The sequence below is a fragment of the Silanimonas sp. genome, assembly GCF_027531545.1.
Taxonomy (GTDB): Bacteria; Pseudomonadota; Gammaproteobacteria; order Xanthomonadales; family Xanthomonadaceae; genus Silanimonas.
Genome location: NZ_JAPZSC010000018.1, coordinates 181557 through 205930 on the forward strand (window position 1 = coordinate 181557; position 24374 = coordinate 205930).

General features: G+C 70.6%; 24 protein-coding genes. 7 read left to right on the plus strand and 17 right to left on the minus strand.

What is annotated here, in order from left to right:
• Positions 1 to 6: 6 nt before the first annotated feature.
• From O9280_RS12060 to O9280_RS12085, 6 genes are all read right to left on the minus strand, one after another.
• Positions 7 to 345 (minus strand): hypothetical protein, encoded by a 339-nt coding sequence (locus tag O9280_RS12060; protein WP_298342958.1) that lies wholly within the window; start codon positions 343 to 345, stop codon positions 7 to 9.
• On the minus strand, positions 338 to 1087 hold the full coding sequence (locus O9280_RS12065; protein ID WP_298342961.1) for a J domain-containing protein: 750 nt from the start codon (positions 1085 to 1087) through the stop codon (positions 338 to 340). Before O9280_RS12065 ends, O9280_RS12060 begins: the two co-directional genes overlap by 8 nt.
• 7 nt (positions 1088 to 1094) lie before the next feature.
• Complete coding sequence (locus O9280_RS12070; RefSeq protein ID WP_298342965.1) at positions 1095 to 1856, minus strand: hypothetical protein; 762 nt, start codon at positions 1854 to 1856, stop codon at positions 1095 to 1097.
• A 19-nt stretch (positions 1857 to 1875) separates the two neighbouring features.
• On the minus strand, positions 1876 to 2472 hold the full coding sequence (gene folE, locus O9280_RS12075) for a GTP cyclohydrolase I FolE (RefSeq protein WP_298342968.1): 597 nt from the start codon (positions 2470 to 2472) through the stop codon (positions 1876 to 1878).
• 74 nt (positions 2473 to 2546) lie between these two features.
• On the minus strand, positions 2547 to 3797 hold the full coding sequence (locus tag O9280_RS12080) for a TCR/Tet family MFS transporter (protein WP_298342970.1): 1251 nt from the start codon (positions 3795 to 3797) through the stop codon (positions 2547 to 2549).
• Between the two features lie 72 nt (positions 3798 to 3869).
• Positions 3870 to 4478, minus strand: a complete 609-nt coding sequence (locus O9280_RS12085) for a pyridoxamine 5'-phosphate oxidase family protein (RefSeq protein ID WP_298342973.1) — start codon at positions 4476 to 4478, stop codon at positions 3870 to 3872.
• Between the two features lie 122 nt (positions 4479 to 4600).
• On the opposite strand from O9280_RS12085, the gene O9280_RS12090 reads away from it, so the two are divergent.
• Positions 4601 to 4984: a DUF393 domain-containing protein gene (locus O9280_RS12090; protein WP_298342975.1), complete on the plus strand. Its 384-nt coding sequence runs from the start codon at positions 4601 to 4603 to the stop codon at positions 4982 to 4984.
• A 1-nt stretch (position 4985) separates the two neighbouring features.
• Here the strand turns inward: O9280_RS12090 and O9280_RS12095 are convergent, their stop codons facing one another.
• From O9280_RS12095 to O9280_RS12105, 3 genes are read right to left on the minus strand one after another with little or no spacing between them, the layout of a single operon-like run.
• Entirely contained in the window at positions 4986 to 6176 is a 1191-nt protein-coding gene (locus O9280_RS12095; RefSeq protein ID WP_298342978.1) for a class I SAM-dependent rRNA methyltransferase, read from the minus strand.
• Between the two features lie 56 nt (positions 6177 to 6232).
• On the minus strand, positions 6233 to 7387 hold the full coding sequence (locus O9280_RS12100; protein ID WP_298342981.1) for a GGDEF domain-containing protein: 1155 nt from the start codon (positions 7385 to 7387) through the stop codon (positions 6233 to 6235).
• Positions 7372 to 8589 (minus strand): GGDEF domain-containing protein, encoded by a 1218-nt coding sequence (locus O9280_RS12105; protein ID WP_298342985.1) that lies wholly within the window; start codon positions 8587 to 8589, stop codon positions 7372 to 7374. The genes O9280_RS12100 and O9280_RS12105 overlap by 16 nt, the downstream gene beginning before the upstream one ends.
• A gap of 87 nt (positions 8590 to 8676) precedes the next feature.
• Between O9280_RS12105 and O9280_RS12110 the strand changes: the two genes are divergently transcribed.
• Entirely contained in the window at positions 8677 to 9468 is a 792-nt protein-coding gene (locus O9280_RS12110; protein ID WP_298342988.1) for a rhomboid family intramembrane serine protease, read from the plus strand.
• A 3-nt stretch (positions 9469 to 9471) separates the two neighbouring features.
• Here O9280_RS12110 and O9280_RS12115 read toward each other — a convergent pair whose 3' ends face one another.
• From O9280_RS12115 to O9280_RS12135, 5 genes are all read right to left on the minus strand, one after another.
• Entirely contained in the window at positions 9472 to 10728 is a 1257-nt protein-coding gene (locus O9280_RS12115) for an ABC transporter permease (RefSeq protein ID WP_298342990.1), read from the minus strand.
• Positions 10725 to 11945 carry an HlyD family efflux transporter periplasmic adaptor subunit gene (locus O9280_RS12120; RefSeq protein WP_298342994.1) on the minus strand — a complete coding sequence of 407 codons (1221 nt, stop codon included), beginning with the start codon at positions 11943 to 11945 and terminating at the stop codon, positions 10725 to 10727. The genes O9280_RS12115 and O9280_RS12120 overlap by 4 nt, the downstream gene beginning before the upstream one ends.
• A complete protein-coding gene (locus O9280_RS12125) occupies positions 11942 to 13882 on the minus strand; it encodes an HlyD family efflux transporter periplasmic adaptor subunit (RefSeq protein ID WP_298342996.1) in 1941 nt (646 codons plus the stop codon). The genes O9280_RS12120 and O9280_RS12125 overlap by 4 nt, the downstream gene beginning before the upstream one ends.
• Positions 13866 to 14543 (minus strand): ABC transporter ATP-binding protein, encoded by a 678-nt coding sequence (locus tag O9280_RS12130; RefSeq protein ID WP_298342997.1) that lies wholly within the window; start codon positions 14541 to 14543, stop codon positions 13866 to 13868. The genes O9280_RS12125 and O9280_RS12130 overlap by 17 nt, the downstream gene beginning before the upstream one ends.
• A gap of 81 nt (positions 14544 to 14624) precedes the next feature.
• Entirely contained in the window at positions 14625 to 15071 is a 447-nt protein-coding gene (locus tag O9280_RS12135) for an Lrp/AsnC family transcriptional regulator (protein ID WP_298342998.1), read from the minus strand.
• A 126-nt stretch (positions 15072 to 15197) separates the two neighbouring features.
• Between O9280_RS12135 and phhA the strand changes: the two genes are divergently transcribed.
• The 5 genes from phhA (at position 15198) to O9280_RS12160 (ending at position 20578) form a co-directional block, all read left to right on the plus strand.
• Complete coding sequence (gene phhA, locus O9280_RS12140) at positions 15198 to 16088, plus strand: phenylalanine 4-monooxygenase (RefSeq protein WP_298343000.1); 891 nt, start codon at positions 15198 to 15200, stop codon at positions 16086 to 16088.
• A 67-nt stretch (positions 16089 to 16155) separates the two neighbouring features.
• Positions 16156 to 16836 (plus strand): methylamine utilization protein, encoded by a 681-nt coding sequence (locus tag O9280_RS17505; protein WP_343228754.1) that lies wholly within the window; start codon positions 16156 to 16158, stop codon positions 16834 to 16836.
• A complete protein-coding gene (locus tag O9280_RS12150; protein WP_298343002.1) occupies positions 16829 to 19222 on the plus strand; it encodes an EAL domain-containing protein in 2394 nt (797 codons plus the stop codon). The genes O9280_RS17505 and O9280_RS12150 overlap by 8 nt, the downstream gene beginning before the upstream one ends.
• On the plus strand, positions 19219 to 20121 hold the full coding sequence (locus tag O9280_RS12155; protein WP_298343004.1) for a DUF3034 family protein: 903 nt from the start codon (positions 19219 to 19221) through the stop codon (positions 20119 to 20121). Before O9280_RS12150 ends, O9280_RS12155 begins: the two co-directional genes overlap by 4 nt.
• A gap of 16 nt (positions 20122 to 20137) precedes the next feature.
• A complete protein-coding gene (locus O9280_RS12160; RefSeq protein ID WP_298343006.1) occupies positions 20138 to 20578 on the plus strand; it encodes a group 1 truncated hemoglobin in 441 nt (146 codons plus the stop codon).
• A gap of 22 nt (positions 20579 to 20600) precedes the next feature.
• On the opposite strand, the gene mnmE is transcribed toward O9280_RS12160, so the two are convergent.
• The 3 genes from mnmE to rnpA form a co-directional block, all read right to left on the minus strand.
• The gene (gene mnmE / locus O9280_RS12165; protein WP_298343008.1) at positions 20601 to 21986 is read right to left on the minus strand and encodes a tRNA uridine-5-carboxymethylaminomethyl(34) synthesis GTPase MnmE; all 1386 of its coding nucleotides are present in this window, start codon (positions 21984 to 21986) and stop codon (positions 20601 to 20603) included.
• A 100-nt stretch (positions 21987 to 22086) separates the two neighbouring features.
• On the minus strand, positions 22087 to 23853 hold the full coding sequence (yidC, locus tag O9280_RS12170; protein ID WP_298343010.1) for a membrane protein insertase YidC: 1767 nt from the start codon (positions 23851 to 23853) through the stop codon (positions 22087 to 22089).
• A 4-nt stretch (positions 23854 to 23857) separates the two neighbouring features.
• Positions 23858 to 24355: a ribonuclease P protein component gene (rnpA, locus tag O9280_RS12175; RefSeq protein WP_298343012.1), complete on the minus strand. Its 498-nt coding sequence runs from the start codon at positions 24353 to 24355 to the stop codon at positions 23858 to 23860.
• Positions 24356 to 24374 lie beyond the last annotated feature (19 nt).

The following is a 24374-nucleotide window of genomic DNA, read 5'->3' on the forward strand; positions in this document are numbered from 1 at the left end:
GGCGGCTCAGCGCTTCATCAGGCGGCGCCACCACGGCGCGCGCTTGGCACCGGCCTTCGGCGCCGGCGTTGCCAGCGGTTCCGCCGGCAGATCAGGACGCACCAGGTCGCTGTCGGCCAGCGCCTGCGCCCAGGCGCCGTCCTCCATCAGCAGCTCGACGCGCCAGTCGCGAAGTCGGCGCGCCACGAGGTACACGGCGTCGTGCGCGGCACGGCGGTCGGCGTCCAGCAGCACGGCCTTCGCGCGCTGCGCGAGCTCGCGGTCTTTCGTTGCACCCATCGCCCGTCGCAGCGCGGCTTCGTCGGCGCCGAAGCCCAAGCCGAGTCGCTCGTAGAGATCACGCATCGTCGTCGTCCTGCAGGCGCTTCCACGCCTTCTGTACCGCGTCGAAGCGCTCGGCCGCCGCGGCCTTCGCCGCCTCGTCGGCCTGCAGCTGGCGATCGGGATGGTGCTGGCGCGAGAGCTTCCGCCACGCGGCCTTGATCGCGATCGGCGTGGCGTCCGTCTTCAGGCCGAGCACCAGCAGGGCATCACGGCGCTCGGCATCGGCCTGTGCGGCCTTGCCGGCATCGGCCTCGCGGGCCTTCTGGCGCGCGGCACGGGCACGCGCGACGGCTTCCGCCGCCTCGAAGAACGCCGGATCGGACAGGTCCGCGGGTGCCTCGAACTCGAGGCCGAGCAAGGCCTCGAAGCGCTCCGGCAGCAGCGAGGCCGGTGCGGCGAGCAGGTCGGAAAGGAAGATCAAGGCATGGCGCTCGATCTGCGAGATGCGGCCATCGGCAGCGGCGACGCGGATGTAGAGGTCGACCAGCGAGACGGTGCGCTTCGGCGAACGCTGGCCGCGCAGGAAGCGGAACAGCTTCGGCAGGTCCTTCGGCATCGCATCGGCGGCGAAGGCCTCGGCGATGTCATGCAAAGGCACGCCTTCCGGATCGTGCGTCAGCGCGAGGCCGACTTCATGGAACTCGCGCGCATCGAGCGGGCCATCCAGCACCGCCAGCCACAGCGCGGACGCACGGATGCTGTCGGAAAGCCGCTGCGGGCTGTCCTGCAGGCGCTGCACCAGCCCGGGCGCGGTGCCGTTCAAGCCCGCCTCAGGCGTGGGCGTCGGGATTCAGCAGCAGGCCGGCCAACCAGCTCTCGCCGCGCTCCAGCAGCTCCACCGGCGTGTACTGCCAGCCGGTGACGATCATCGCTTCGGCGACGGCGAACTCGCGCTGCGGCTTGTTGAAGCGGCGCTCGCCGGCCTTGACCATTTCCAGCACGAAGCTGGGCGGCGGCACCGCCTCGGGATCCGCAGCGCCGGCCATCACTTCGGCGACGCTGCCGAGATTCGCGCCCTGCCCCTTCACCAGCGCTTCGACACGCGCCAGCGCCGTGGCCTGCGCATCGCCGGTTTCCTCGACATGCGGTGCGGCAGCGGCCAGCGTCTTGCAGATGGTGTTGAGCTGGCCGGTGGCCTTCATGCGCGCCAGCTTGGCGGCGCCGGCGGCGCCTTCCGCGGCCTCGAGGTCCTGCTGCAGGCGCTCGATCTCGGCATTGGCGTCGGTGGGGATGCCGTGGTCGAGCAGTCGCAGCACTTCCTTCTGCAGCTCGGCATACAGCGACGGGTGGCTCGACTTCAGGTTGCGCGCCGCCATCTGCCACGCATAGGCCACCTGCTGGCCAGTGCGCTCGCTGGGCGTCGGCGGGCCATCGGGCTTCTCCGCGCCGGGCGCCGGCACGCCGATCCCCGTGCCCAGCATCGACAGCGCGGTATCCAAGCGGTGGCACAGGTCGGATTGGTCGAACTGTCGCATCGCCTTTCGGAGCTCGATGCGGCAGTCGATCAGCAGGGGTCGGAGGGGCAGGTCCATGCCCGCATTCTAGCCACGCTCAGCGGCGATGGCCGCCCACTTCGACGAAGGCGAGGAACTCGGCGCGGGTGCGGGCGTCGTCACGGAACAGGCCGCGCATGGTCGAGGTCACCATGCTCACGCCGCGCGTGTGCACCCCGCGCGTGGTCATGCACTCGTGGCTGGCCTCGATCACCACGCCGACACCGCGCGGCTGAAGCACGCGCTCGATGCAGTCGGCGATCTGGGCGGTGAGCTTCTCCTGCACCTGCAGCCGGCGCGAGTAGGCCTCGACCACGCGGGCCAGCTTGCTGATGCCGACCACCTTGCCGCCCGGCAGGTAACCCACGTGGGCCTTGCCGATGATCGGCGCGAGGTGGTGCTCGCAGTGGCTCTCGAAGGGGATGTCGCGGAGCACCACCATCTCGTCGTAACCCTCGACTTCCTCGAAGGTGCGCGCGAGGTAGGCGTCCGGGTCGAGGCTGTAGCCGCTGAACCATTCGCGCCAGGCGCGCGCCACGCGCAGCGGCGTGTCGACGAGGCCTTCGCGTGCCGGGTCGTCGCCCGCCCAGCGCAGCAGGGTGCGGACGGCCGCCTCGGCATCGGTGCGGGTGACGCGATCGGCTTCGTCGCTCATGGGAGTCTTCACGCGGCAGGGGACGGCTTCACACCGTAGGCCCCGCGGCGTTCACGCGGCGAGAAGTCCGGCCGTCACGCGACCGGCGGCGACACTCCGCTCGGAAGCGGGCGCGTGGCGCGATGCGCCAGCGCCCATGCGGCAGCGAGCAGCAGCGCCGAGAACAGGAAGGCCGCACCCGGCAGGTAGGCCGGCGGATGCTCGCCGATGAACAGACGGAAGATCGCCGTGAACAGGAAAGGCCCGAAGATGCCTGCCGTCGACACCAGCGAGGCCAGCGAGCCCTGCAGACGACCCTGCAGCGAGGGGTCGATGCGCTGCGTGACCAGGCTCTGCGTGGCCGGACCGGCGAGACCCCACAGTGCCATCAACGGAACAGACAGCAGGAACAGCGCGCCGGTCGGGGCCATGCCCATCCACGCGAATCCGGCGATGCCGCTGGCCAGCCCGATGCCCACCGCGCGCCGCTCGCCGATGCGCGGCACGAGTTTCCGCACCAGCACGGCCTGTACGAACGCGTTGCAGATGCCCACGAGGCCGAGCGTCAGCCCGACGTCGAGCTCGCTCCAGCCGTAGCGGTAGTCGGTGTACAGCACGTACACGCTCGGCAACACGTAGTGCGCCAGCTGCGAGAGGAAGACCACGCCGGCCAGCCCGAGCACGCCGGGGGCCGAGGCGAGCAGCCGCAGGGCGCCGAGTGGGCTGGCCCGCCGGACGTCGAAGCGCGGACTGCGCTTCTCCACCGGCAGCGACTCCGGCAGCACGAAGAAGCCGTAGAGGAAATTCGCCAACGACAGGCCGGCCGCCAACCAGAACGGCAGGCGCACGTCGATCTCGCCCAGCACGCCGCCGAGCGCCGGTCCGAGCACGAAGCCGATGCCGAAGGCCGCGCCAAGCATGCCGAACGCCCCGGCACGTTTGTCCGCGGGCGTGATGTCGGCGATGTAGGCGTTGGCGGTGCTGATCGACGCCGAGGTGATGCCGGCCAGCACGCGGCCGAGGAACAGCAGCGGCAGCGTGTTCGCCACGGCCATTAGAACGAAGTCGAGGCCGAGGCCGAGGTTCGACAGCAGCACGACCGGGCGGCGTCCGAAGCGGTCGGAGAGTGCGCCCTGCACGGGCGAAGCGAGGAACTGCGACAGCGCGAAGACGCTGCCGAACACGCCCACCCACCACGCCGCGGTCTCGACCGAGCCGCCGACGAACTGCTTGATCAGGTGCGGCAGCACCGGAATGACGACGCCGATCGCAAGGATGTCGAGCGCGACCGTGATCCAGATGAAGACGAGGCCCGGAGGGCGTCGGGCCGGGGCGGCAGCGTCCACGCTGAAAGGCCGTTCGAAGAGGACGCGCAGTGTAGCGCGCCGTCTGGCATCAGCCGTGCCGCGGCGCCGCGTTCACGGCACCAGCCACTCGCCGCGCCAGGGGCCGAAGCCCACGCGCGAGAAGCGCGCCCGTCGATGGCCCTCGAACGCGAGGTGCAGCCACTCCATGCGCTGTAGCGGCACCGTCACGACGGCGAAGTTCACGCGACCGCCGGCGCTTTCCGCCTCGTTCGGACGGTCCTTCGAAAGATGCGCGGGCAGGCCGCTGGTCGGCATCGGCGCGGCGGTGCCCGGCGCGGCCTCGGCGAGGTAGCAGCGCCGCGACATCAGCCCGGTGCGCTTCCACGCGAGGTCCGCCACCGCGTCGTCGTGATGCAGCACGGCACGGCCTTCGGCGCGAAGCTGGATGTTCTGCCCGTAGAAACACAGCGCCACGCGCGGGTCGCGCTCCAGCTCGGCCCACTTCTCGCTGCGCCGATCGGTGTGGAAGCCGAGCACGCCGCGCTCGCGGTCGACCTGGCGCAGCACCACGTAGCGCGCGCTGGGGCCGCGCGGCGAACTGGTGGCCAGCACCGCCTGGTGGAAAGCCGAGTGCCGCAGGCGTTGCCCATCGGCGAGCTGGCTCCAGAGCTGCTCGAGCACGCTGGCGAAGGTGAGCGAAGGCGGTTCACGGCTGTCCATGGGGCGCATTAGGCCGTCGGCACCGTCGCCGGAGCGCGAAGCATCGCGCAGCCATTCGCATCCGCGAACCGTTCTCGACCGGCTTCACCGCGGCTGCGCGCGCGTTGCACCACGCTACGCCGATGGATGCCCCTTCCTCCGAGAGCCTCGAAGTCTTCTTCGACGGCGGCTGCCCGGCCTGCCGACGCGAGATGACGCACTACCGCGCGCAACCGGGGGCCGAAGCGATCCGCTTCACCGATGCCGCGAATGAGCATGCGCGCCTCGCAGAGGTCGGCTTGGACGCGATGGCCGCGATCGCGACGCTGCATGCGCGCGACGCCAAAGGCGTGTGGCACATCGGCGTGCCGGCCTTCCGCGAGATCTGGCTCCGCCTACCGCGCTACGCCCCGTGGGCGAGGCGTTTCGCATGGGTGATCGATTCGCGTGCGCTGGCCTGTGCCTACGCGGTGTTCTGCCGGCTCCGGCTGCCGCGGCGCTGCCGCGACGGCCGCTGTCCCGCCTGATTCAATCCAGCACGCGACAGAACGCGGCCTTCAGGTAGCGGCTTTCCTGCACGTGCGCGAGCCACGGATGGTCGGCACCGGCGCCGGCCACCTTGATTACCTGCACCGTGCGGTTCGCGTAGAAGGCCGCGCGACGCAGCATGTCGAGGAATTCCTCCTCGCTCACGAGACCCGTGCACGAGAAGGTCGCGAACAGCGCGCCCGGCTTGCACACGCCGAGGGCCAGCTTGTTCATGTCGAGGTACTTCTTCAGCGCCGGGATCACCTGCTCGCGGTCGCGGGTCATCTTGGCCGGGTCGAGGATGACCACATCGTAGGCCTCGCCACGCGCGGCGGCGTCGCGCAGCCACGGGAAGATGTCGGCATGGATGAAACGCGTCTTCGTCGCGGCGGCCTGCGCGTTGAGCTTGAGGTTCTGCTTGGCGATGGCGATGACGTCCTCGTCGATGTCGACGCCCACCACTTCCGACGCGCCGCGGGCCGCGGCGTACACGGCGAAACCGCCGGTGTTGCAGCACAGGTCGAGCACGCTGCGGCCTTCGACCTGGCGCGACAGCCACTCGCGGTTGTCGCGCTGGTCGGCGAAGAAACCGGTCTTGTGCGCACTGCCGGGGGCCGCGCGGAACTGGATGCCGTGCTCGGTGATGACGACGGGCTTCGGCGCTTCGCGCTGGTGCAGGTCGAAACTCTCCTGCTTCTGCACGTGCTCGTCGGCGAACCACCAGAACGTGCAGCCGGGGAATTGACTCTCCAGCGCGGAAAAAATCCACTCGCGGTGGCGGAACGCGCCGGCCGAGAAGAACTCGACCACCAGCAGGTCGCCGTAGCGGTCGACCACGAGGCCGGAGATGCCGTCGCCTTCGGAATGCACCACGCGCCAGGCGTTGCTGACCGCGTCGAGCTTGAGCAGGTCGCGGCGCAGGGCCACGGCAGCGGCGATCTTCGTGCGGAACCAGGCTTCGTCGATGGCCTCGTCCGGGTCGGTGGTGAGGATGCGCAGCGCGATGCGCGAATGGCCGTTGTAGAAGCCGCGGCCGCACCAGGTGCCGTCGCGGTCGTAGACCTCGACAATGCTGCCGGGCCTCGGCTTGGTCGGCGGCTTCTCCACCATCTTCTGGAAGATCCAGGGGTGGTTCGAGCGGCGCTCGATCTTGAGGCGGACGGCGGGGTTTTCGGCGGAGGCAGCGTTCATGCCCACATTGTACGCGCCGCATGCGGAGCCCCGGCTCGACGGCCCGGACGGGCCGCTCAATCGGCCAAGACGACGCGGTTCCGGCCGCCGCGCTTGGCCGCGTACATGGCATCGTCCGCGCGCCGCAGCAGGTCGCGCACGTCGGTGTCGCCGGGGGTGCGCGACGCCACGCCGACCGAGATGGTCAACGGCCAATCGCCATGCGCGACGAAGGACATCGGCATCGCCGCGACCGTGGCCCGCAAGCGCTCGGCCAGCACGGCCGCCTCCGTCGCGGTGGTCCCCGGCAGCAGCATCACGAACTCCTCGCCACCCAGCCGGCCGACGAGGTCGGTCGCCCGCGCCTGCACGCGCAGGTGGCTGCCCAGCCACACCAGGGCCTCGTCGCCGGCATCGTGGCCGAAGCGGTCGTTGACGCGCTTGAAGTGGTCGACGTCGATCATCAGCGCGCACAGGGGCGCGTCCGGGTCGTCGATCCAGGGGCGCGCGAGGGCTTCGACCCGACGGCGGTTCGCGAGACCGGTGAGCGGGTCGGTGTTCGCCGCCTCGGCCAGCTCGTCCTGCAGGCGGGTGGCGACCATCAGCGCGAAGCCCAACGCCGTGGCCACCGGAGCGAGCGTGGCCAGCAGGTGCAAGGCGATCTGGGTCGGGTGGACGGCGACGATGGAATCCACCGGGGTACCGACGACCTGGTTGACCGCGCGAACCAGCAGCACGCCGAGGGTCGCGGCGAGAAAGGCGGCCACCACCCGGAACGAGGGCGGCCACGGCCGGCGCGCATGGCGGCGGATCAGGACGAGGCCGTGGACCAAGGGCCAGGCCAGCATCAGGGTCATGCCGACGATGCGGACGGAGACGTCGTGCCAGCCCCACTGGACCACGACGAGGAAGAGCACCGCCACGGCCATCAGGCTGGCATCGCGCCGCCACGGGATCGGGTGCTCGAAGTAGAGCTGGAAGGCATGGTTGATCCGCTGCATGCCCGCCAACAGCAGCACGTTGGCGAAGATGACGGAGACGACATCCGGCACGGTGCCGCGGAGCACGAAGGCCAGCCACCCCAACCCCTGCAGCACGAGGGCTTCGGCCCAGACGCGGAGCAGTAGGCGGTAGCGGGGCGGATACCCGCTTCGCACATACGCCAGCAGCAGTGCCGTCATGAAGCACAGCACCGTGGACACCAGCATCAGCGTCATCAGGTCGAGGGCCAAGCAGCAGATCCTTCCGCGAGCGGGCTGCGAGATTGTGGGGGTGGGCGGCGCCCGCCGCCAGCGACGACGACGCGGTTGCGGCCCGCGGCCTTGGCGGCGTACATCGCTTGGTCGGCGGCGTGCAGCAGCCCGGCGAGCGTGCCCGCGTCGCCGCGCTCCACCACGCCGACCGAGACGGTCGCCGACAAGGGGCCATCCTCCAGAACGACCGGTGTCTCGGCGATATCGCGGCGCAGAGCCTCGGCGCGTCGATGCGCTTCCTCGAGGCTGGTGTCGGGCATCAGGAGCACGAACTCCTCGCCGCCGAGCCGGGCGACCACGTCCTCGGCGCGTGCCGCATGACGCAGGCGGTCAGCCAGTGCGACGAGCACGGTATCGCCGGCCTCGTGCCCACGGGTGTCGTTGATGTGCTTGAAGTGGTCGGCATCGATGGCGACGACGGCGACCTTCCGGCCGGGTTCGAGCAGCAGGGCGTCGCCTCTCCGCTGGAGCTCCCGCCGGTTGGCCAGCCCGGTCAGTGGGTCGGCGATGGCCAGACGATGAAGTTCCCGCTGCAGGCGCTCGTTGATCATCAGCAGGAAACCGAGCGTCGACACCAGCGGCGCCAGGTTTGACAAGGTGAAGGCGAGGCTCTGCATCGCCGAGGCCTGCATCATGTGGTCGACGCCCAAAGCGCTCATCTGCACGACGGCGCGCACCAGCAGGATGAGCATCGCCACCACCATCGAGACGCCGATGACGTGGTAGGCCATGGGCTGCGGGCGTGGCGCGTGGATCCAGAGCACGCGGGCGGACTCGGCGAGCACCGCCGCGACGAGCAACGCCCCCAGCACCACGCGCACCGTCAGGCTGGGCCAGATCCAGAAGAAAACGACGCTCACCGCCACCTGCAGCAGCGGCAGCGGCGCATCGCGCCAGCGCAGCACCGGAAGGCGCAGGAAGGCGCGCAGTGCGAAAAGCAGGCTCTGGAAGCCGAGGAACAGGGCGAGGTTGCCCAGCACCACCGAGGCCACGTCGGGGACGTGTCCGCGCGCCGCGATCAACATCCAGCCGGTCGCCAGCAGGCCGATGCCGAGGGTCCAGTAGCGCAGCTCCTCCCTGGACTCCCGCGGGAAGTCGCGCATCACCGCGGCCAGGGCGACGAAAGTGAGGACTCTGAGCACCGTGGACAGCACGGCGATGGTGCGCAGATCGAGTTCCATGCGGGCCTCGCCGGAGAAGCACGATGATAGGCCCGGTGGGCCTGCCGCGCCGCTTGTCCCCGATCGGACCGCCCCCATGTCCGCGGGATGGACACCTTTGTCACCGCACCCGACCCGGCCGGACAGGCTCGCGCCCAAGGCGCGCGGGTCCGCGCTCAATTGTTCCGCTGGCTGCTGTTCGTGGTGCTTCTGGGCCTCGTGCAGATCGCCACCATCGCCTGGCCCTCGCTCTCCTCGTGGGCGGTGGTGCCGCTGACCGGGCCCGGCCTCGTCGGCCTGGTGACGGCGCCGCTGCTGCACGCCGATTGGGGCCATCTGTTCTCGAACGCGCTGGGCCTCGTGGTGCTCGGCACGCTGGTGGGCACGGTGTACCCGCGCTCGGCCTGGCGCATCGTGCTGGCCGCGTGGGTGGGCGCGGGCGTGTTCACCTGGTTCATCGGCCGGCCGTCAGTACACCTCGGCGCCTCAGGCTTGGTGCACGGCCTGTTCTTCGCCCTGTTCACCCTGGCCCTGCTGCGCCGCGACCGCCCCGCCGTGGTGGCGGCGATGATCGCGATGATGCTGTTCGGCGGCATGCTGCTGACCGTGCTGCCGCACGAGTGGCGCATCAGCTGGGAGATGCACGCCGGCGGCGCGCTGGCCGGCGTGATCGCGGCCTTCGTCTGGCGCCATCGCGATCCGCCCCCGCCGCGCAAGCTGTACTCGTGGGAGATCGAGGAGCTGCAGGCGCAAGCGCTGTCCGAGGCGAAGGCGCTGGATGAAGCCGCCTACGAACCCGACCGACCGCGCGAGGTGCCGGTTTTGTGGGTACGGCCCGAACGCCCGGACGAACGCGGCACGGTGCTGCCCTTCCGTCGCCCCGACGACGGACCGCGCTGAGGCTCAGTCGGTCCGCAGTGCGGCGATCGGGTCGAGCTGTGCGGCCTGTCGCGCGGGGTACACGCCGAAGCCAAGGCCAACGACCGTACAGGCGAACACGGCGCCCAGCACCGGCAGCGGCGCCCAGGCCACCTGCCAACCGGCCAGCGCGGCGATAGCGTAGGCCAGCAGCGCACCGAACACGAGGCCGAGCACCGCACCGGCGGCGCAGATGGCGGCGGCCTCGCGCAGGAAGCGCGCGACAATGTCCTCCTGGCGCGCACCAAGGGCACGCAACAGGCCGATCTCGCGGCGCCGCTCCAGCACGTTGGCCAGCATGATGTTCATGATGCCGATGCCGCCCACGAGCAACGAAACGGCGGCGATGGCGCCCATCACCACGCGGAAGATGCGCTGCGTCTGCTGGTGCTGGCGGAACAGCTGCGCCGGCACGACGAGGCGGAAATCGTTGGCGCCGGCATGGCGCTCGCGCAGCAGGGCCGAGAGCGTGCGCGCGCCGGCCTCGATGCCCTCTGGTGATTCGAGGCGCACCAGCAGGCGATCGAGTTCGTCCTGCAGTGGCGGGCTGGCGAAGCGCGTCAGCGCGGTGGAGAGCGGCACGTAAACGCGGTTGGTCTCGAGCCCGAGCTGCACGCCTTCGAAGGCCTCGGCGGAGAGGTCTCGATCGACCAGCACACCCACCACCTCGAGCCACACGTGGTTCACCTTCACCAGCTGGCCGACGGCTTCGCCTTCCGGGAACAGCGTGCGTGCCGCCTGGTGGCCGAGCACGGCCACCGGCGCGATGCGGCGTTCGTCGGCGTCTTCCAGCGCACGGCCCGTGGCCACCTCCAGGGACGACAGCGCGAAGAACGACGGCGTCACGCCGACGGCCTGCGCATCGGAGGCCGCATGGTCGCTGGCCACCGCATCGGTGCGCAGCCGCTTCTCGGCGGCACTCGACTGCGCCCCCGGCACCACGGCGAGCGCCGCGGCCGCGTCGGCGCGGGTGAGGCCGAGGCTGCGCTCGCGCAGTTCGCGCAGCGCGGTTTCGTCGGTCGGCGCGCTGGCTTCGACGACGAGGTTGTTGAGCCCGAGGCCTTCCACGAGCCGCAGCGCCTCGCGACGGCTGCCCTCGCCCACGGCCTGCATCGCCACGATGGCGCCGACGCCGAACACGAGGCCGAGCAGGGTGAGGCCACTGCGCAGCTTGCGCCGCGAGAGCTCGTCGAAGGCTTCGCGCCAGCCCAGGCGGTCGAACAGCATCTCGCGACGGATCACGGCGTGGCCTCCGTCGCCGGTTCGGGCTCGGCCAGCACAACGGCGTCGCCCGGCGCGAGACCCTCGAGCACTTCCGAGCGGGCCGGCCCGCGCACGCCGAGCGTGACCGGCCGCGATTGCGCTTCACCGTCCACCCACACGCGCACCGAGCTCTGGCCGGCGTCGCTGCGCACCGCGAGGTTCGGCACGCTCAGGGCGACCTCGGCCGACTTCAGCCGCACGCGCGCCTGGAAGGCCTGCCCCGGCACCCACGCGTGCCGGGCGCCGACGTCCGTGGGCACGGCCACCTTGAAGGCCAGGTACTTGATCGGGCTGTTGCGCGAGGTCGCGCGCGGCGCGCTCGCCAGCCAGCTGATCGGTGCTTCGAAGGCCTCTTCCGGTCGACCCGCGGGGTGAAGCTCGACCGTCTGCCCGACGGCCAGCACCTGCGCTTCGATCTGCGGCAGGCTCAGTTCGACTTCGAGGCTGCGGCTGTCCGGCAGCGTCGCAAGGTCGTTGCTCGCCCACATCTGCGCGCCGATCTGCGGCTTCTCGCCGCCCCAATTGGTGGCCAGCACGAACACGCCGTCGTGCGGTGCCCGGAGCTCCAGCGCGCCGAGGTCGTCCTCGCGCGTCCTGACGCCCATCGCCACGGTGTCGCGCTGCGCCGACAGCACCTGCAGCTCGGCGCCGCCACGCGCTGCGCTCTGGTCCTTGCGCCAATCGAGCACCTCGCGCTTCTCGCCGAGGTAGCGCTCGTCGGCCACGGCGTCGAGGACGACGTTGCGGGCGATGGCGGCGAAGTCGGCCTGGGCGTAGCGCGAGGCGATGGCGAGCTGGCTCTGCACCTGGGCGATATCAACGTCGAGGCGGCCCACCCCGATCTCGAGCTCCGCCTGCTTGGAGGCCTGCGAGAGCGCGTTGCGCTCGAGGTTCAGCAGGGCCTTGTCGAGCTCCAGCTGCGTCTGCTCGGCGCCGAAGCGCGCGACCACGTCGCCAGCCTTCACCGGGCTGCCGTCGGGCACCATCCACACCAGCTGGCGCTGCGCCCAGTTCTGCCCCGGCACGACGAGCTTCGTGGCCTTCGCGGCCTTGAGTTCGCCCGAGGCTTCGATCCAGAGGTCGAGCGGCGCGGGCTGCAGCACCTCCAGCGCCGGGGTCGCCTCCGGCGCGTCGCCGCAGGCGCCCAAGGTGGCGAGGACGGCCAACAGGGCCGCGAGGGGCAAGGGACGGCTCATGGCGTGGCCTCCTCCGTGGCTTCGAGTTCGACGCCCACCGCCTGGCCGGGACGCAGGCCCGCGGTGTCGCCCTCGAGCGAGAGCTCGACGTCGATCACCGGAATCGGCTGGCGCCGCGACTTGTTGCGCACGGCGGTGCCGATGCGCGTCACCCGCGCGTCGATCTGCCGACCGGCGCCGCCTTCGACGCGCACGCGCGCCTTGGCGCCCACGGCCAAGCGCAGGAGCTCGCGCTCCGGCGCCGTGGCGCGCACCAGCAGGGTCGCCGGATCGGGGATCTCGGCCACGGCCTGGCCGATGAAGACCTGGCTGCCGACCTCGAAACGCTCGCCGCGCCAACCGGTTCGCAGGACGAGGATGCCGTCGCGCGGGGCCTTTACCTGCAACTCGGTGACGGCGCGGCCGAGGGTCGCGACTTCGGTTTCAAGCTGGGCCAGCTCAGCTTCCACCAGCACGCGCTCCGCGGCGCGCTGGGCGCGGCCGGCGGTGTAGCGCTGCTCGAAGAGCGCATCGCGCTGCTCGGCACGGGTGCGGTCGATCACGAGCTTGCGGTACTCGACGGAACGCAGCAGCTCGGCGGGCTGCTCGGTCTTGCGCTCGGCCTTGATGCGCTCGGCGCGCTGCTCCTCGAGCGTGAGCGCTTCGGTCCGTTCACGCTCCGCGAGGTCGAGCAACAGGCGCTCGCGTTCGCTGCGCTTCTCGCGCCGCTTGCTCTCGGCCTCCTGCAGGCGGCGCTGCACTTCCGCGCCATCGAAGGCCACCACCACGTCGCCGGCCTTCACCCGCGAACCATCCGGGGCCATCTGTGTCACCTGGTACTGCCACTGGTTCTCGACCGCCGGCGGCGCGATGGCATCGCTGCGGGCCGCGGCGATCTCGCCTTCCAAGCGCAGCGTGCCCGCGGCATTTTCCGCGGCGCCAGCGCGCGGTGGCACGTCGTTCGACGAGGCCGCACTCGCGGGCTGCGGGCCGCCGGCTTCGATGCGCGCGCTCATGCCGGGCTTGAGCGGCAGGCCCGTCGACCCCTCGATCGTGACGTCGACGGTGAAGTAGCGGCCGCTGCCCCACTCGGCCTTCGGCTCGGGCGCACCGGCGATGTTGGCGATGCGCCCGGCCAGCGCGCGGCCGGGCAGCGCATCGAAACGCACCTGCACCGGCTGGCCGGACTGCAGGCCGGGGCGATCGACTTCGAGCACCCAGGCGCGCACGGCCAGCTCGCCGGCGCCCACCACTTCGCCGATGGCCATGCCGGGATTCGCCGAAGCCCCGACTTCGAAGCGTTGGCCACTCCACGGATGGAAGCCGAACACCGCGGTACCGGCCCGCGTGGCGCGCTGCTCGGCGCGGGCGATCTGCCGCTCGGCGAACACCAGGTCGGCCTCGAGTTGGGCCACTTCCAGGGCGCCATCACGCGCGCGGCGCTGCACGCCGGCTTCGGCGCTGGCGAGCTCCTGGCGCTTCAGCACGATCTCGCGGCGGGCGCGCTCCGCTTCGCCCTGGTAGCGGTCGTAATCGATGCGCGCGAGGTAGTCGGCCGGGATCGCCGCATCCACTTCGGCCTTCGCCAGCGCGGCCTCGGCATCGACGAGCGCGAGGGCCGCGTCGACGCGGCGCACGTCGAGCTCGGCGCGCTCCTTGTCGATGCGAGCCTTGGCCAGCGCGATCTGGGTCTTCAGCGCATTGATCTGCGCGGTCGCCGCGCCGGGGTCGATACGCACGAGGACATCGCCCGGCTTCACTGCGGCGCCATCGACGGCCAGCTGCCGCAGCACGACAGGCGAACTGTTCGACATCGGCGCGTAGATGGTCTCGGCATCACTCGAACGCACCACGCCGCTCAGCAGCACGCGGCGCGCGTCATCGGCCTGCGCAAGGACGGGGGCCACGAGCAACAGCGTCGCCATCGCGACGAACAGGGGCTTACTGGCGCTGGTCATCGTCCACCTTGCCGTCCTTCATGCGCACCTGCCGCGGGAGGCTGGCGGCCAGCGCCATGTCGTGGGTCACCATCACCACGGTCTGCCCCGCGGCGTGCAGTTCATGCAGCAACGCGAGGATGTCGGCCGCGCTCTTGGAATCGAGGTTGCCCGTGGGTTCGTCGGCGAGCAGCAGGGCCGGGTCGAGCACCAGCGAACGGGCGATCGCGGCGCGCTGCATCTGCCCGCCCGAGAGCTCCGAGGGCCGGTGGGCCATGCGCGCACCCAGGCCGACGCGCTCCAGCAACTCGCGGGCGCGGGCTTCGACGTCGTGGGCGAACGGCGTGCGCGAGAAGCGCATCGGCAGCAGCACGTTCTCGAGCACCGTCAGCCGCGGCATCAGGTGGAAGCTCTGGAAGACGAAGCCGATGCGGCGGTTGCGCAGGTCGCTCAGCTGGCCGTCGTCGAGGCCGGCGACATCGGTGCCTTCGAGCCGGTAGTGGCCGGCGTCGGGGCGGTCGAGGCAGCCGAGCACGTTGAGCAGGGTCGACTTGCCGGAACCGGAGGGCCCGGTGACGCCCACGAACTCGCCGCGGTCGATGGTGAGATCGACGCCGTCCAGGGCGTTCACTGTCTGCCCGCCGGTGCGGTACCGGCGGGCGATGTCCTTGAGTTCGATCATTCCGGGGGACGATGCGCGAAGGCCCGTGATGGTCGCAGCCATGCGCGTGGCCCCGGGGTGCCGGAAGTCATGCCCGGTCGCTCACTTCACCGCCCGCAGCACGAAGCTCGAGTTCACGTCGGCCACCTGCCCACCGGCCAGCAGGCGGTCGAGCAGGAAGCGCGAGAAGTGCTCGAGGTCCTGCACCCGCACTTCGATCAGGTAGTCCATGTCGCCGGTCAGGGCGTGGCAGCGTTCCACTTCGTCCCAGCTCTGGATGCTCTCGGCGAAGCGGGCGATGTCGGCGGCGCCATGGCTCTTCAACTGCACACGGACGAAGGCGCGCAGGTGCAGGCCGAGCTTCGCGGGATCCACCTCTGCGCGATACCCGGTGATGACGCCGTCGGCCTCGAGGCGCTGCACGCGGCGCAGGCAAGCCGACGCTGACAGGTTCACGCGTTCGGCCAGCTCGACATTGCTCAGGCGCCCTTCCGCCTGCAGGGCGCGCAGCAGGGCGAGGTCGGTGCGGTCGAGCGCAGCGGTCTGCATGTTCGTTTCTCCCATACGGGCAATGGCGCACGATTATTGCTCTTTGCTCGCCATTCGCCGCAACTTCGCAAGCCTGTTGCGGCCGTCCGGCGCCACAATGGGCGACCCTGCCTACGGTCGCCCGCCATGAACGCCCAGCCCCGCCGCGTCGAACACCTGCAGACCGACAAGGGCAGCGTGCCGGTCTACACCACCGCCGTGATCGAGCAGCCCTGGTCGACCTACAGCGCCACCGACCATGCGGTGTGGACGCAGCTGTTCCGCCGCCAGCGCGAACTGCTGGTGGGCCGCGCCGACGAGGAATTCCTGCGCACGCAGGACGCCATGGGCATGGGCGAGGACCGCATCCCGAAGTTCGACGAGCTCAACCGCATGCTGCGCGCGCGCACCGGCTGGGAGTTGATCGGCGTCGAGGGCCTGCTGCCCGAGCTCACCTTCTTCGAGCACCTCGCCAACAAGCGCTTCCCGGTCACCTGGTGGATCCGCACGCCCGAGCAGTTGGATTACCTCAGCGAGCCGGACCTGTTCCACGACCTGTTCGGCCACGTGCCCCTGCTGATGAACCCGGTGTTCGCCGACTACATGCAGGCCTACGGGCAGGGCGGCGTGCGTGCGCACGGCTTCGGCCCCGAGGCGCTGGCGCAGCTGACGCGCCTGTACTGGTACACGGTGGAATTCGGCCTGATCAACACCGCCGCGGGCCTGCGCATCTACGGCGCCGGCATCCTCAGCTCGAAGGGCGAATCGATCCACTGCCTCGAATCGCCCGCGCCGAACCGCATCGGCTTCGACCTCGAGCGGATCATGCGCACGCGCTACCGCATCGACACCTACCAGAAGACCTACTTCGTCATCGACAGCTACCAGCAGCTGATGGACGCCACGCGGCCGGATTTCGCGCCGATCTATGCGCGGCTCGCCGGCCGGGAGACCTTGCCCGCCGGCAGCGTGCTGGACGGCGACACGGTGTTCACCCGCGGCAGCGGCGAGGGCTGGAGCAACGACGGCGACGTCTGACGCCGCGCACATCGCCGTTTCGGCCTCGTGGGTATGATATGGGGAGCTCGGTGATCGGAGTCCCGGCATGGTGGTGGGTGTCCGTCTTTTCCCCTGCGGCGCGCGCCTCGCGCTGGCCATGGGACTCGCCTTGTCGTGCAGCAGCGCGATCGCCGCACTGCGCGTCGAGGTGCGCAGCGGCGGACAGCCTGTCGAATCGGCGGTGGTCACGCTGACACCCCTCGGCCGCGCGGCAGCCGTCACGCCGATCAACGCGGTCATGGACCAGGTCGGCAGCGAGTTCAAGCCCCGCGTGCTGGTCGTGACGAAGGGCTCGCGGGTGCGATTCCCGAACAGCGATGTCATCCGCCACCAGGTGTATTCGTTCTCGGCCGCGAAGCGGTTCGAGCTGCCGTTGTATTCAGGCACGCCGCCGGAACCGGTGGTCTTCGACAGCGCCGGCGTGGTCACCCTCGGCTGCAACATCCATGACTGGATGAAGGGGTACGTCGTCGTGGTCGATACGCCGCATTACGCCCTCAGCGGCGCCGACGGGCGCGTCCAACTCGACGCCCCCGACGGCGAGTACCTGCTCACGGCTTGGCATGAGCGATTGCCCACCGTCGATGCCGCGCCGAAGCAGACGATCACATTGCCCATGGCGGGACCGGCCACGCTTGAGCTGACCCTGGCTGCACCACCTCCGCCGCGCGGCACCGACCGCCTGCGCGCACTGCAAGACCGGTTCCGCAATCCGCCGCGTGACTGAGCCCTCGACCACCGTCGCCGCGCCGCGTGCCGGGCTCCGTTTCGGCACCAAGCTGCTGTTGATCCTCGCTGCGCTCGTCATCGCCCTGCAGGTTGCCGGCTGGCTGACCGTGCAAGTCGCCGTGAAGCGCAGCGTCGACGCCCAGCTCACCGACAGTCTTGAGGTCGGCGCGCGCGTCTGGCAGCGCCTGCACGACGCCCGGCAGCGCCAGCTGCTCGAGCGCGTGGCCGTGCTCGCGGATGACTTCGGCTTCAAGCAGGCCATCGCGACGCAGGACGCCCCCACGCTCGAGTCGGTGCTGGAGAGTGCGAGCTCACGGGTTGGCGCGCCGTTCGGCCTGGTGCTGGCGGCCGACGGTCGCACGCTGGCACAACGCCTTCCGGATGGCATGGTCCTGCCCGAGGCGGCGCTGGCGGACCGCGTCGAGGAAGCGCGCGAGCAAGGCTGGTCGGTGGGCGTGATCGCCCTCGGCGATAAGCCGGTGAGCTACGCGCTGGTGCCGGTGTTCGCCCCCGACCTGGTCGGCTGGATGGCAATGGGCGAACCCTTCGGCGCCGCCGAGAGCGAGGAAATGGCGGAAGTCACCGGTCTCACGCCTTCCGTGCTCGTGCAAGGCGAGGCGCTGTGGCACACGGTGCATGGCCCGTGGCGCCCCCAACCCTCGGAGGCGGCACAACTGCGCGAGGGCGCGCAGCGATCCTTGTTCCATGCCCATGACGAAGGATCCGACCCCGCCATGGCTTTGCGGATCTCGGCCGAAGACGGGCGACCGGTGTACCTGGTGCTTGCCGCACAGCGCGAGCGCGCGATGAGCCCTTACGAATCGCTGCAGTCGCAGGTGCTTTGGCAGTCACTGGCAGCCGCGCTGCTGGCCATGGGCGCCGCGTTCTTCGTCGGCCGCCGCGTCAGCGGCCCCGTCGGCGCGCTGGCGCGTGCCGCCGAACGCATCCGCGGTGGCGAGTACGCCACGCGCCTCGACGTGGCGGGTGCCGACGAGTTCGCCACGTTGGCCGAGGCCTTCAATGCGATGCAGGAGGGCATCGCCGAGCGCGAGCAGCGCATCGTCCACCAGGCCGGGCACGATGCGCTCACCGGCCTGCCCAATCGGGAGCGCGCTCTCACGCTGCTGCACGGTCGGCTGCAGGATCCCCGCTTGGCCGAAGGCGCGCTGGCGATGATCGACCTGCGCCGCTTCCACGAGGTGAACGACCTGCTCGGCCATCGCCACGGCGACCTCGCGCTGGCGGAGATCGCGCGCCGGCTGCAAGCCACGGTGCGTGGCGACGACCTGGTGGCGCGCCTCGGCGGCGACGAGTTCCTCGTCGCCCTGTGGGGGGCCGAACCGGCGGCTGCCAAGGCGCGTGCGGAGGCGCTCGTCGCAGCACTCGCCGCACCGATGGACATCGATGGCGCACCGCTGCGGCTCGACGCGACACTTGGCCTCGTTCCGTTCCGGCGCGACGACGCCGGGCACTTGCCCGACGCGCGAACGCTATTCAGACGCGTGGAGATCGCGAGCGACTTGGCGAAGCGCGAAGGCACCGCCATCGCTCTGTACCGCGAAGGCATGGACGAACAGCACCTCCGCCAGCTGGCCATCGTCGGCGAGCTGCGCGGCGCGATCGACGGTGATCAGTTCAGCCTGCACTACCAGCCCAAGGTCGACGTCGCCACCCGCGACGTGCGCCACGCCGAGGCTCTGCTGCGCTGGACGCATCCCACCCTTGGCAGGATCGGCCCGGACGAGTTCATCCCCTTGGCCGAACGCGCCGGTCTTGTCGGCGTGCTGACACGCTGGGTGGTCGACCGCGCCTTCGCCGACATGGCGTCCTGGCGCGCTGGGGGCATCGATGTTGGCGTGGCCATCAACCTCTCCGCCATCGACTTGGCGGATCCGGAGCTTCCGGGCGTAGTACTGGAGCGCCTGCGCCACCATGGCGTGCCCTCGACGCAGGTCATCGTCGAAGTCACGGAGAGCGCGGTGCTCGCCGACCTCGATCGCGCCATCGCGTCGCTCAACGTGCTGCGAGCCGATGGCCTCCGGGTTTCCGTGGACGATTTCGGCACTGGCCAGAGCTCGCTGGGCCAGCTCAAGCACCTGCCCGCCGACGAGCTGAAGATCGACAAGAGCTTCGTGCTGCAGCTGGCACCCGGCAGCGAGGACGAACGCATCGTCCAATCCATCGTGCAGCTGGGCCACGGGCTCGGCCTGAAGGTCGTTGCCGAGGGATTGGAGACCGAAGCCGGTCTCGATGTGCTCACCCGCTTGCAGTGCGACGTCGCACAGGGTTACCACTTCAGCCGACCCTTGCCCGTGGAGGCGCTCACCGCATGGATCCTCGCCCACCAGCAACGCCTGCTCGCCGCCCGAGGCGGCATCGCATGACGCTCCCGCCGCGGGCGTTGGTCCTCGCTGCCGGGATGCTGGCGGCCCCACCGTTGGCCGCGGCCACGCCCGCAGAGCTGGCCACGCGCGACGCGGTGGGCCACGCCGGGCGCCTGCTCGCCACCGGGGGCGCCAGCATGATCGAAGGCAGCGCCGGCGGCGGCATCGTGCCGTGGGCGGTGATCGCCGGGTATGGCACCGAAGACCAATGGGGCGCCGCGGCGTTCGCGACGCGCGTCGAGGTTCGTGATTACGCGCTCACCTCGCAGGGCGTGACGCTCGGTTGGCGCAATCGCGTCGAGCTCGGCGTGGCCCGCCAGAACTTCGGCCTGCCCACGCTCGCCGACGCGCTGTCGCTGCCCACGCGACGATTCCGCCAGGACATCGTGCACGCGAAGGTCCGACTGGCCGGCGACCTCGTGTACACCTCGATGCCGCAGGTCAGCTTTGGTGTACAGCACAAGACGCAGCGTGATTTCCTCGTGCCCTCGCTGGTGGGCGCCCGCGACGACGCCGATGTCGACGCCTACTTCTCGGCCAGCAAGCTGTTCCTCGGCGCCGCGGGCGGCCGCCACCTGCTGCTCAACGGCACGCTGCGGCGCACCCGCGCGAACCAGACCGGTCTGCTCGGCTTCGGCGGCGACCGCGATGACGGTTACGCGCTGGTCGGCGAGATGAGCGCCGCGGTGCTGCTCGATCCACGCTGGGCGGTTGGCATCGAGTATCGGCAGAAGCCCGACCACCTCGGTTTCGCCCGCGAGGATGATTGGAAGGACGTGTTCGTTGGCTGGTTCCCGAACAAGCGCGTCGCGGTCGTCGCCGCTTGGGCGGATCTCGGCCGCATTGCCACGCTCGAAGACCAGGAGGGTTGGTATGTCTCGCTGCAGCTCAGTCACTGAGCGCCGGTCGCCGTCCGTGATCGGAAGCCTGCGCGCGACGCTGGTCGTCACCCTGATTTCGGCCTTGCTCACTGGTTGCGCCAGCGCGCCGACCTCGCGCGGCAGCACGCTCTACGAGCGTCTCGGCGGCGAGGCCGGCGTCGCGGCGATCACCGAAGGGATGCTCGCCCGCAGCGCCGAGGACCCGCGCATCCGCGACGACTTCGCCGAGGCCGATATCGTCAACCTCTACGAGCGGTTGGTCGAACACCTCTGCGCCGTCACGGGCGGGCCGTGCACCTACGGCGGGCGTGCGATGAAGGCCGCGCATGCGGGCCTCGGGCTGACGGAAGCCGACTTCAACGCGCTGGTGGAAAACCTCGTGGATGCGATGACCGAACGCGGGGTGCCGATCGCTGCGCAGAACGAGCTGCTCGCGATCCTCGCGCCAATGCGCGGCGACGTGATCCGGCAGTAGGGCGTGGCGCGCTTCGTTCGAGCTACTTCCCGATGCAGAAGCTGCTGAAGATGTGTCCCAGCAGCGCATCGCTGCTGATCCTTCCAGTGATCTCCCCCAGGCACTCCTGCGCGAGGCGCAGATCCTCGGCGGCCAGTTCGCCTTGACGCGCACGGAGCTGTGCCGCGGCCTCGGCTAGATGCGTGCCGGCCCGGACGATCGCATGGACATGACGCTCGCGTGCCGAGAACGCGCCGCCAGCGTCGGCGCCTTGGCCCGCACCCGCCGCTTCCCGCAGCGCGGCGCGCAAAGCGTCTAGGCCGATGCCGTGCGGTGTGTCGATCCACAGGTGATGGCCGTCGGCTCGATGGTCTTCGCCGCCCGCCATGTCGGTGAGATCGGCATGCGTGTGCAGCCACAGGATCGCGGGCCGCTCCGGCCCCGGAGCGTCCGTCGTCGTCGGCACGGCGAGTTCCTCACGGAGTCGCGCCATCGCCGCCTCCGCCTCGCGGTCATCGAGCACAGCCAGCACGAGATCAGCCTTGGCCACCTCGGCGCGCGCCCGGCGGATGCCCTCGGCTTCGACGACGTCCTGCGTCTCGCGCAGGCCCGCGGTGTCGACGAGCGTGAGTTCGACGCCGTCGATGCGCACGACGTCGCGCAGCACGTCGCGCGTGGTGCCGGCGATGGGCGTGACGATGGCGCGCTCCGCGCCGGCCAGCGCGTTCATCAGCGCGCTCTTGCCGGCGTTCGGCGCGCCGACGATCACCACGTGCAGGCCATCCACCAATCGCACGCCGCGTGCGGCGTCGCGATGGAGGGCCGCATGCAGCGCCTCGACGCGTGCGAGGCGCGCGGCGAGCTCGGGGGCGGCGAGGAAGTCGATCTCCTCCTCGGGGAAATCGATGGCCGCTTCCACGTGCACGCGCAGCAAGGTGAGCGCCTCCACCAGTTCATCGACGCGCGCGCTGTAGACGCCGTCCAGCGAGCGTCGCGCGGCACGCAGCGCAGCGTCCGAGGACGCGCTGATCAGGTCGGACACGGCTTCGGCCTGGGCGAGGTCGAGCTTGCCTTCGAGGAAGGCGCGCTCGCTGAATTCGCCGGGCCGCGCGGCGCGCGCACCCAGCGCACGGCAGCGCGCGGCAAGCTGCGCAAGCAGGCGCGGGTTGCCATGGCCCTGCAGCTCGACGACGTCCTCGCCGGTGAAGCTGCGCGGCGCGTCGAAGGCGATCACCAGCCCATCGTCGATCACTTCGCCATCCGCAGCGTGGAAACGGGCGTAGCGGGCCTGTCGCGCCACGAACGGGCGATCCGTCGCGCATAGCGCCTCGGCGATCACCTTCGCGCGCGGGCCGGACAGCCGGACGACGCCGATGCCAGCGGCGCCGTTCGCGGTGGCCACGGCCACGATGGTGTCGCGTTCGCTCATGGGGCAAAGCCTAGCGCGGCGACGAGGGCGGAGGAGCCCGCGAATGCGACGAGGCCCGCTTGCGCGGGCCCCGTCGTCGGTTCGCGATGCGCGCCCCGGATCACTTCGCCTTGGCGACCGCCGGGGTCGTCGGACCGCCGTAGCGCTTGGTCATCCACCACTGCTGGGCGAGGCCGAGCACGCCGTTGGTGAGCCAGTACAGCACCAGGCCAGACGGGAAGAAGGCGAACATCACGCCGAAGATCACCGGCATCCACTGCAGGACCTTCTTCTGCATCGGGTCCATGCCGGGGCTCGGCGTCAGCTTCTGCGTGGCCCACATCACCGCGAGGTTCAGCGCCGGCAGGATGAAGAGGGGATCGGGCGCGGTGAGGTTGTCGATCCACAGCATCCACGGCGCCTGGCGCAGCTCCACCGATTCCAGCAGCACCCAGTACAGCGCGAGGAAGATCGGGATCGGCACCAGCATCGGCAGGCAGCCGCCCAGAGGATTGATCTTCTCCTTCTGGTACAGCTCCATCATCGCCTGGTTGAACTTCATGCGGTCTTCGCCGTACCGCTCCTTGAGCTGCTCGATGCGCGGCGCGACGGCGCGCATGCGGGCCATGCTCTGGTACTGCTTCGCCGACACCGGGTAGAGCAGCAGCTTGAGCACCACGACGATGCCGATGATCGCCCAGCCCCAGTTGCCGAACAGGCCGTGCAGCCAGTTCAGCACCCAGAACAGCGGCTGCGCGAGGAAGCTGAAGATGCCGTAGTCGAGCGACAGCGGCAGCGAGGGATGCACCGCTTCCATCGGGCCCTGGAGTTTCGGGCCGACCCACAAGGTGAGATCGACGCGATCGCTGCCGGCGGGCGGCACCGTCACGGCCTGGCCGACGCTGCGCGCGGCGAAGCGGCCACCGTCCACGGCGTGCAGCGAGAAGACCTGCGGCTGGCCCTTCGGCGGCACCCAGGCCGACACGAAGTGGTGCTGCAGCATCGCGATCCAGCCGTCGGTGACGGTCTTGTCGAGCGTGCCGTCTTCGACGAAGGCGTCGAACTTGCGCTTCTCGAAGTGGTCCGCGCTGCTGTACCAGGCCGCGCCGACGAAGCTGAAGCTCTCCGGGTTGGTGAACATCGCCGTCTTGGCCGGCGGCGGTGGCGGCACGCGGAGCAGCTGCTGGTAGAGGTTGCCGGTGAACGCGGCGCTGCCCTCGTTGACCAGCTCATGGCGCACGCCGATGGCGTAGCTGCCGCGGGTAAAGGTGTAGACCTTGCGCACCGTCAGGCCGCTGGCGGCGTCGCGCCACACGAGCGGCAGTTCGATCGACGTGGCGCCATCGGCGAGCGTCAGCGTCGAGGCGGACGTCTCGAAGGTGTAGGGCGCGTCCGCGCCCGGCGCGGTGGCCGTGCTCAGCCAGCCGGTCTGGGCGATTTCGAAGCGCGAGGGCTCGCGATCGAACAGGATGACGTTGCCCTTCTCGGGGTTCTCCTGGTCGAGCGGGTAGTCGAGCAGTTCGGCGAACACCAGCGTGCCGCCGGTGGACTGGACGCGCAGGCGCAGCACGTCGGTGAGGATTTCGACGCTGGCGGCCGAGGCATCGGCGACCGGGGCAGGTGTCGCCGCCACGGCGGGCGCGGCCTGGGGCGCATCGGCCACCGTGGGCAGGCCCGACGCGCCATCGGCCGTCGGTGCGGCCGCAGGGGCGGCGTTCGGCGCATCGGCAAGGCTGGGGAGCCCGGCGCTGCCGGCGTCCGCGACCACGGCGGCGACCGGCGCCGGCGGCGGGGTGGTCGGCGTGGTGCTGAAGCGGGTCCACTCGAAAGCCAGCAGGATCGCGACAGCGACCCAGGCGAACAACAGGAAAGCGCGGTTCTGGTTCATGCGTTCACTCGCCCGGCGACGCCGTGGGGCGCGGGGCAGGGGCGCCCTCGGGGGCGGATAAGGAAGGAGTGTCGGAAGGGGAGGTGGGTGCGGGCGTCGCGGAAGCAAGGCCGGCGGCCGCATCACGGCGAAGGATTGTGCCGGTGGGCGATGACGGCGGCAACGCGATCAGCCGGTCCCAGAGGAGGGCAAGGTCCTTGCGGAGCGCGGCTTTGTCCAGCGCCCCGGCGCCGGATCGCGCAACCACGATGCAATCACCGGCCGGCAGCTCCCGGTAACGGAGGCGGAAGCTCTCTCGGACCTGGCGTTTGATGCGATTGCGGACCACCGCATCCGGGCTGACCTTGCGGCTGACCGCCATCCCCAAACGACAAAAGCCCCCATCGCGTAGGCGCAGATGGAGGCTGAAGTGGCGCGTGCTCACGCGCCGGCTGTCGGCGAAGGCGTTCCGGTAATCGCGCCCGGTACGGACACGAACCTCGACCGGAAAGCGGGCGCTCACGCCGCGCGCGCCGGTCGAT

Bases quoted from the DNA above. Each gene is read 5' to 3' on its own strand.
- O9280_RS12060 (WP_298342958.1), bottom strand. From the start codon at position 345: ATGCGTGATCTCTACGAGCGACTCGGCTTGGGCTTCGGCGCCGACGAA.
- O9280_RS12070 (WP_298342965.1), bottom strand. From the start codon at position 1,856: ATGGACCTGCCCCTCCGACCCCTGCTGATCGACTGCCGCATCGAGCTC.
- folE (WP_298342968.1), bottom strand. From the start codon at position 2,472: ATGAGCGACGAAGCCGATCGCGTCACCCGCACCGATGCCGAGGCGGCC.
- O9280_RS12085 (WP_298342973.1), bottom strand. From the start codon at position 4,478: ATGGACAGCCGTGAACCGCCTTCGCTCACCTTCGCCAGCGTGCTCGAG.
- O9280_RS12090 (WP_298342975.1), top strand. From the start codon at position 4,601: ATGGATGCCCCTTCCTCCGAGAGCCTCGAAGTCTTCTTCGACGGCGGC.
- O9280_RS12095 (WP_298342978.1), bottom strand. From the start codon at position 6,176: ATGAACGCTGCCTCCGCCGAAAACCCCGCCGTCCGCCTCAAGATCGAG.
- O9280_RS12105 (WP_298342985.1), bottom strand. From the start codon at position 8,589: ATGGAACTCGATCTGCGCACCATCGCCGTGCTGTCCACGGTGCTCAGA.
- O9280_RS12110 (WP_298342988.1), top strand. From the start codon at position 8,677: ATGGACACCTTTGTCACCGCACCCGACCCGGCCGGACAGGCTCGCGCC.
- O9280_RS12120 (WP_298342994.1), bottom strand. From the start codon at position 11,945: ATGAGCCGTCCCTTGCCCCTCGCGGCCCTGTTGGCCGTCCTCGCCACC.
- O9280_RS12125 (WP_298342996.1), bottom strand. From the start codon at position 13,882: ATGACCAGCGCCAGTAAGCCCCTGTTCGTCGCGATGGCGACGCTGTTG.
- O9280_RS12130 (WP_298342997.1), bottom strand. From the start codon at position 14,543: ATGATCGAACTCAAGGACATCGCCCGCCGGTACCGCACCGGCGGGCAG.
- O9280_RS12135 (WP_298342998.1), bottom strand. From the start codon at position 15,071: ATGCAGACCGCTGCGCTCGACCGCACCGACCTCGCCCTGCTGCGCGCC.
- phhA (WP_298343000.1), top strand. From the start codon at position 15,198: ATGAACGCCCAGCCCCGCCGCGTCGAACACCTGCAGACCGACAAGGGC.
- O9280_RS17505 (WP_343228754.1), top strand. From the start codon at position 16,156: ATGGTGGTGGGTGTCCGTCTTTTCCCCTGCGGCGCGCGCCTCGCGCTG.
- O9280_RS12155 (WP_298343004.1), top strand. From the start codon at position 19,219: ATGACGCTCCCGCCGCGGGCGTTGGTCCTCGCTGCCGGGATGCTGGCG.
- mnmE (WP_298343008.1), bottom strand. From the start codon at position 21,986: ATGAGCGAACGCGACACCATCGTGGCCGTGGCCACCGCGAACGGCGCC.
- yidC (WP_298343010.1), bottom strand. From the start codon at position 23,853: ATGAACCAGAACCGCGCTTTCCTGTTGTTCGCCTGGGTCGCTGTCGCG.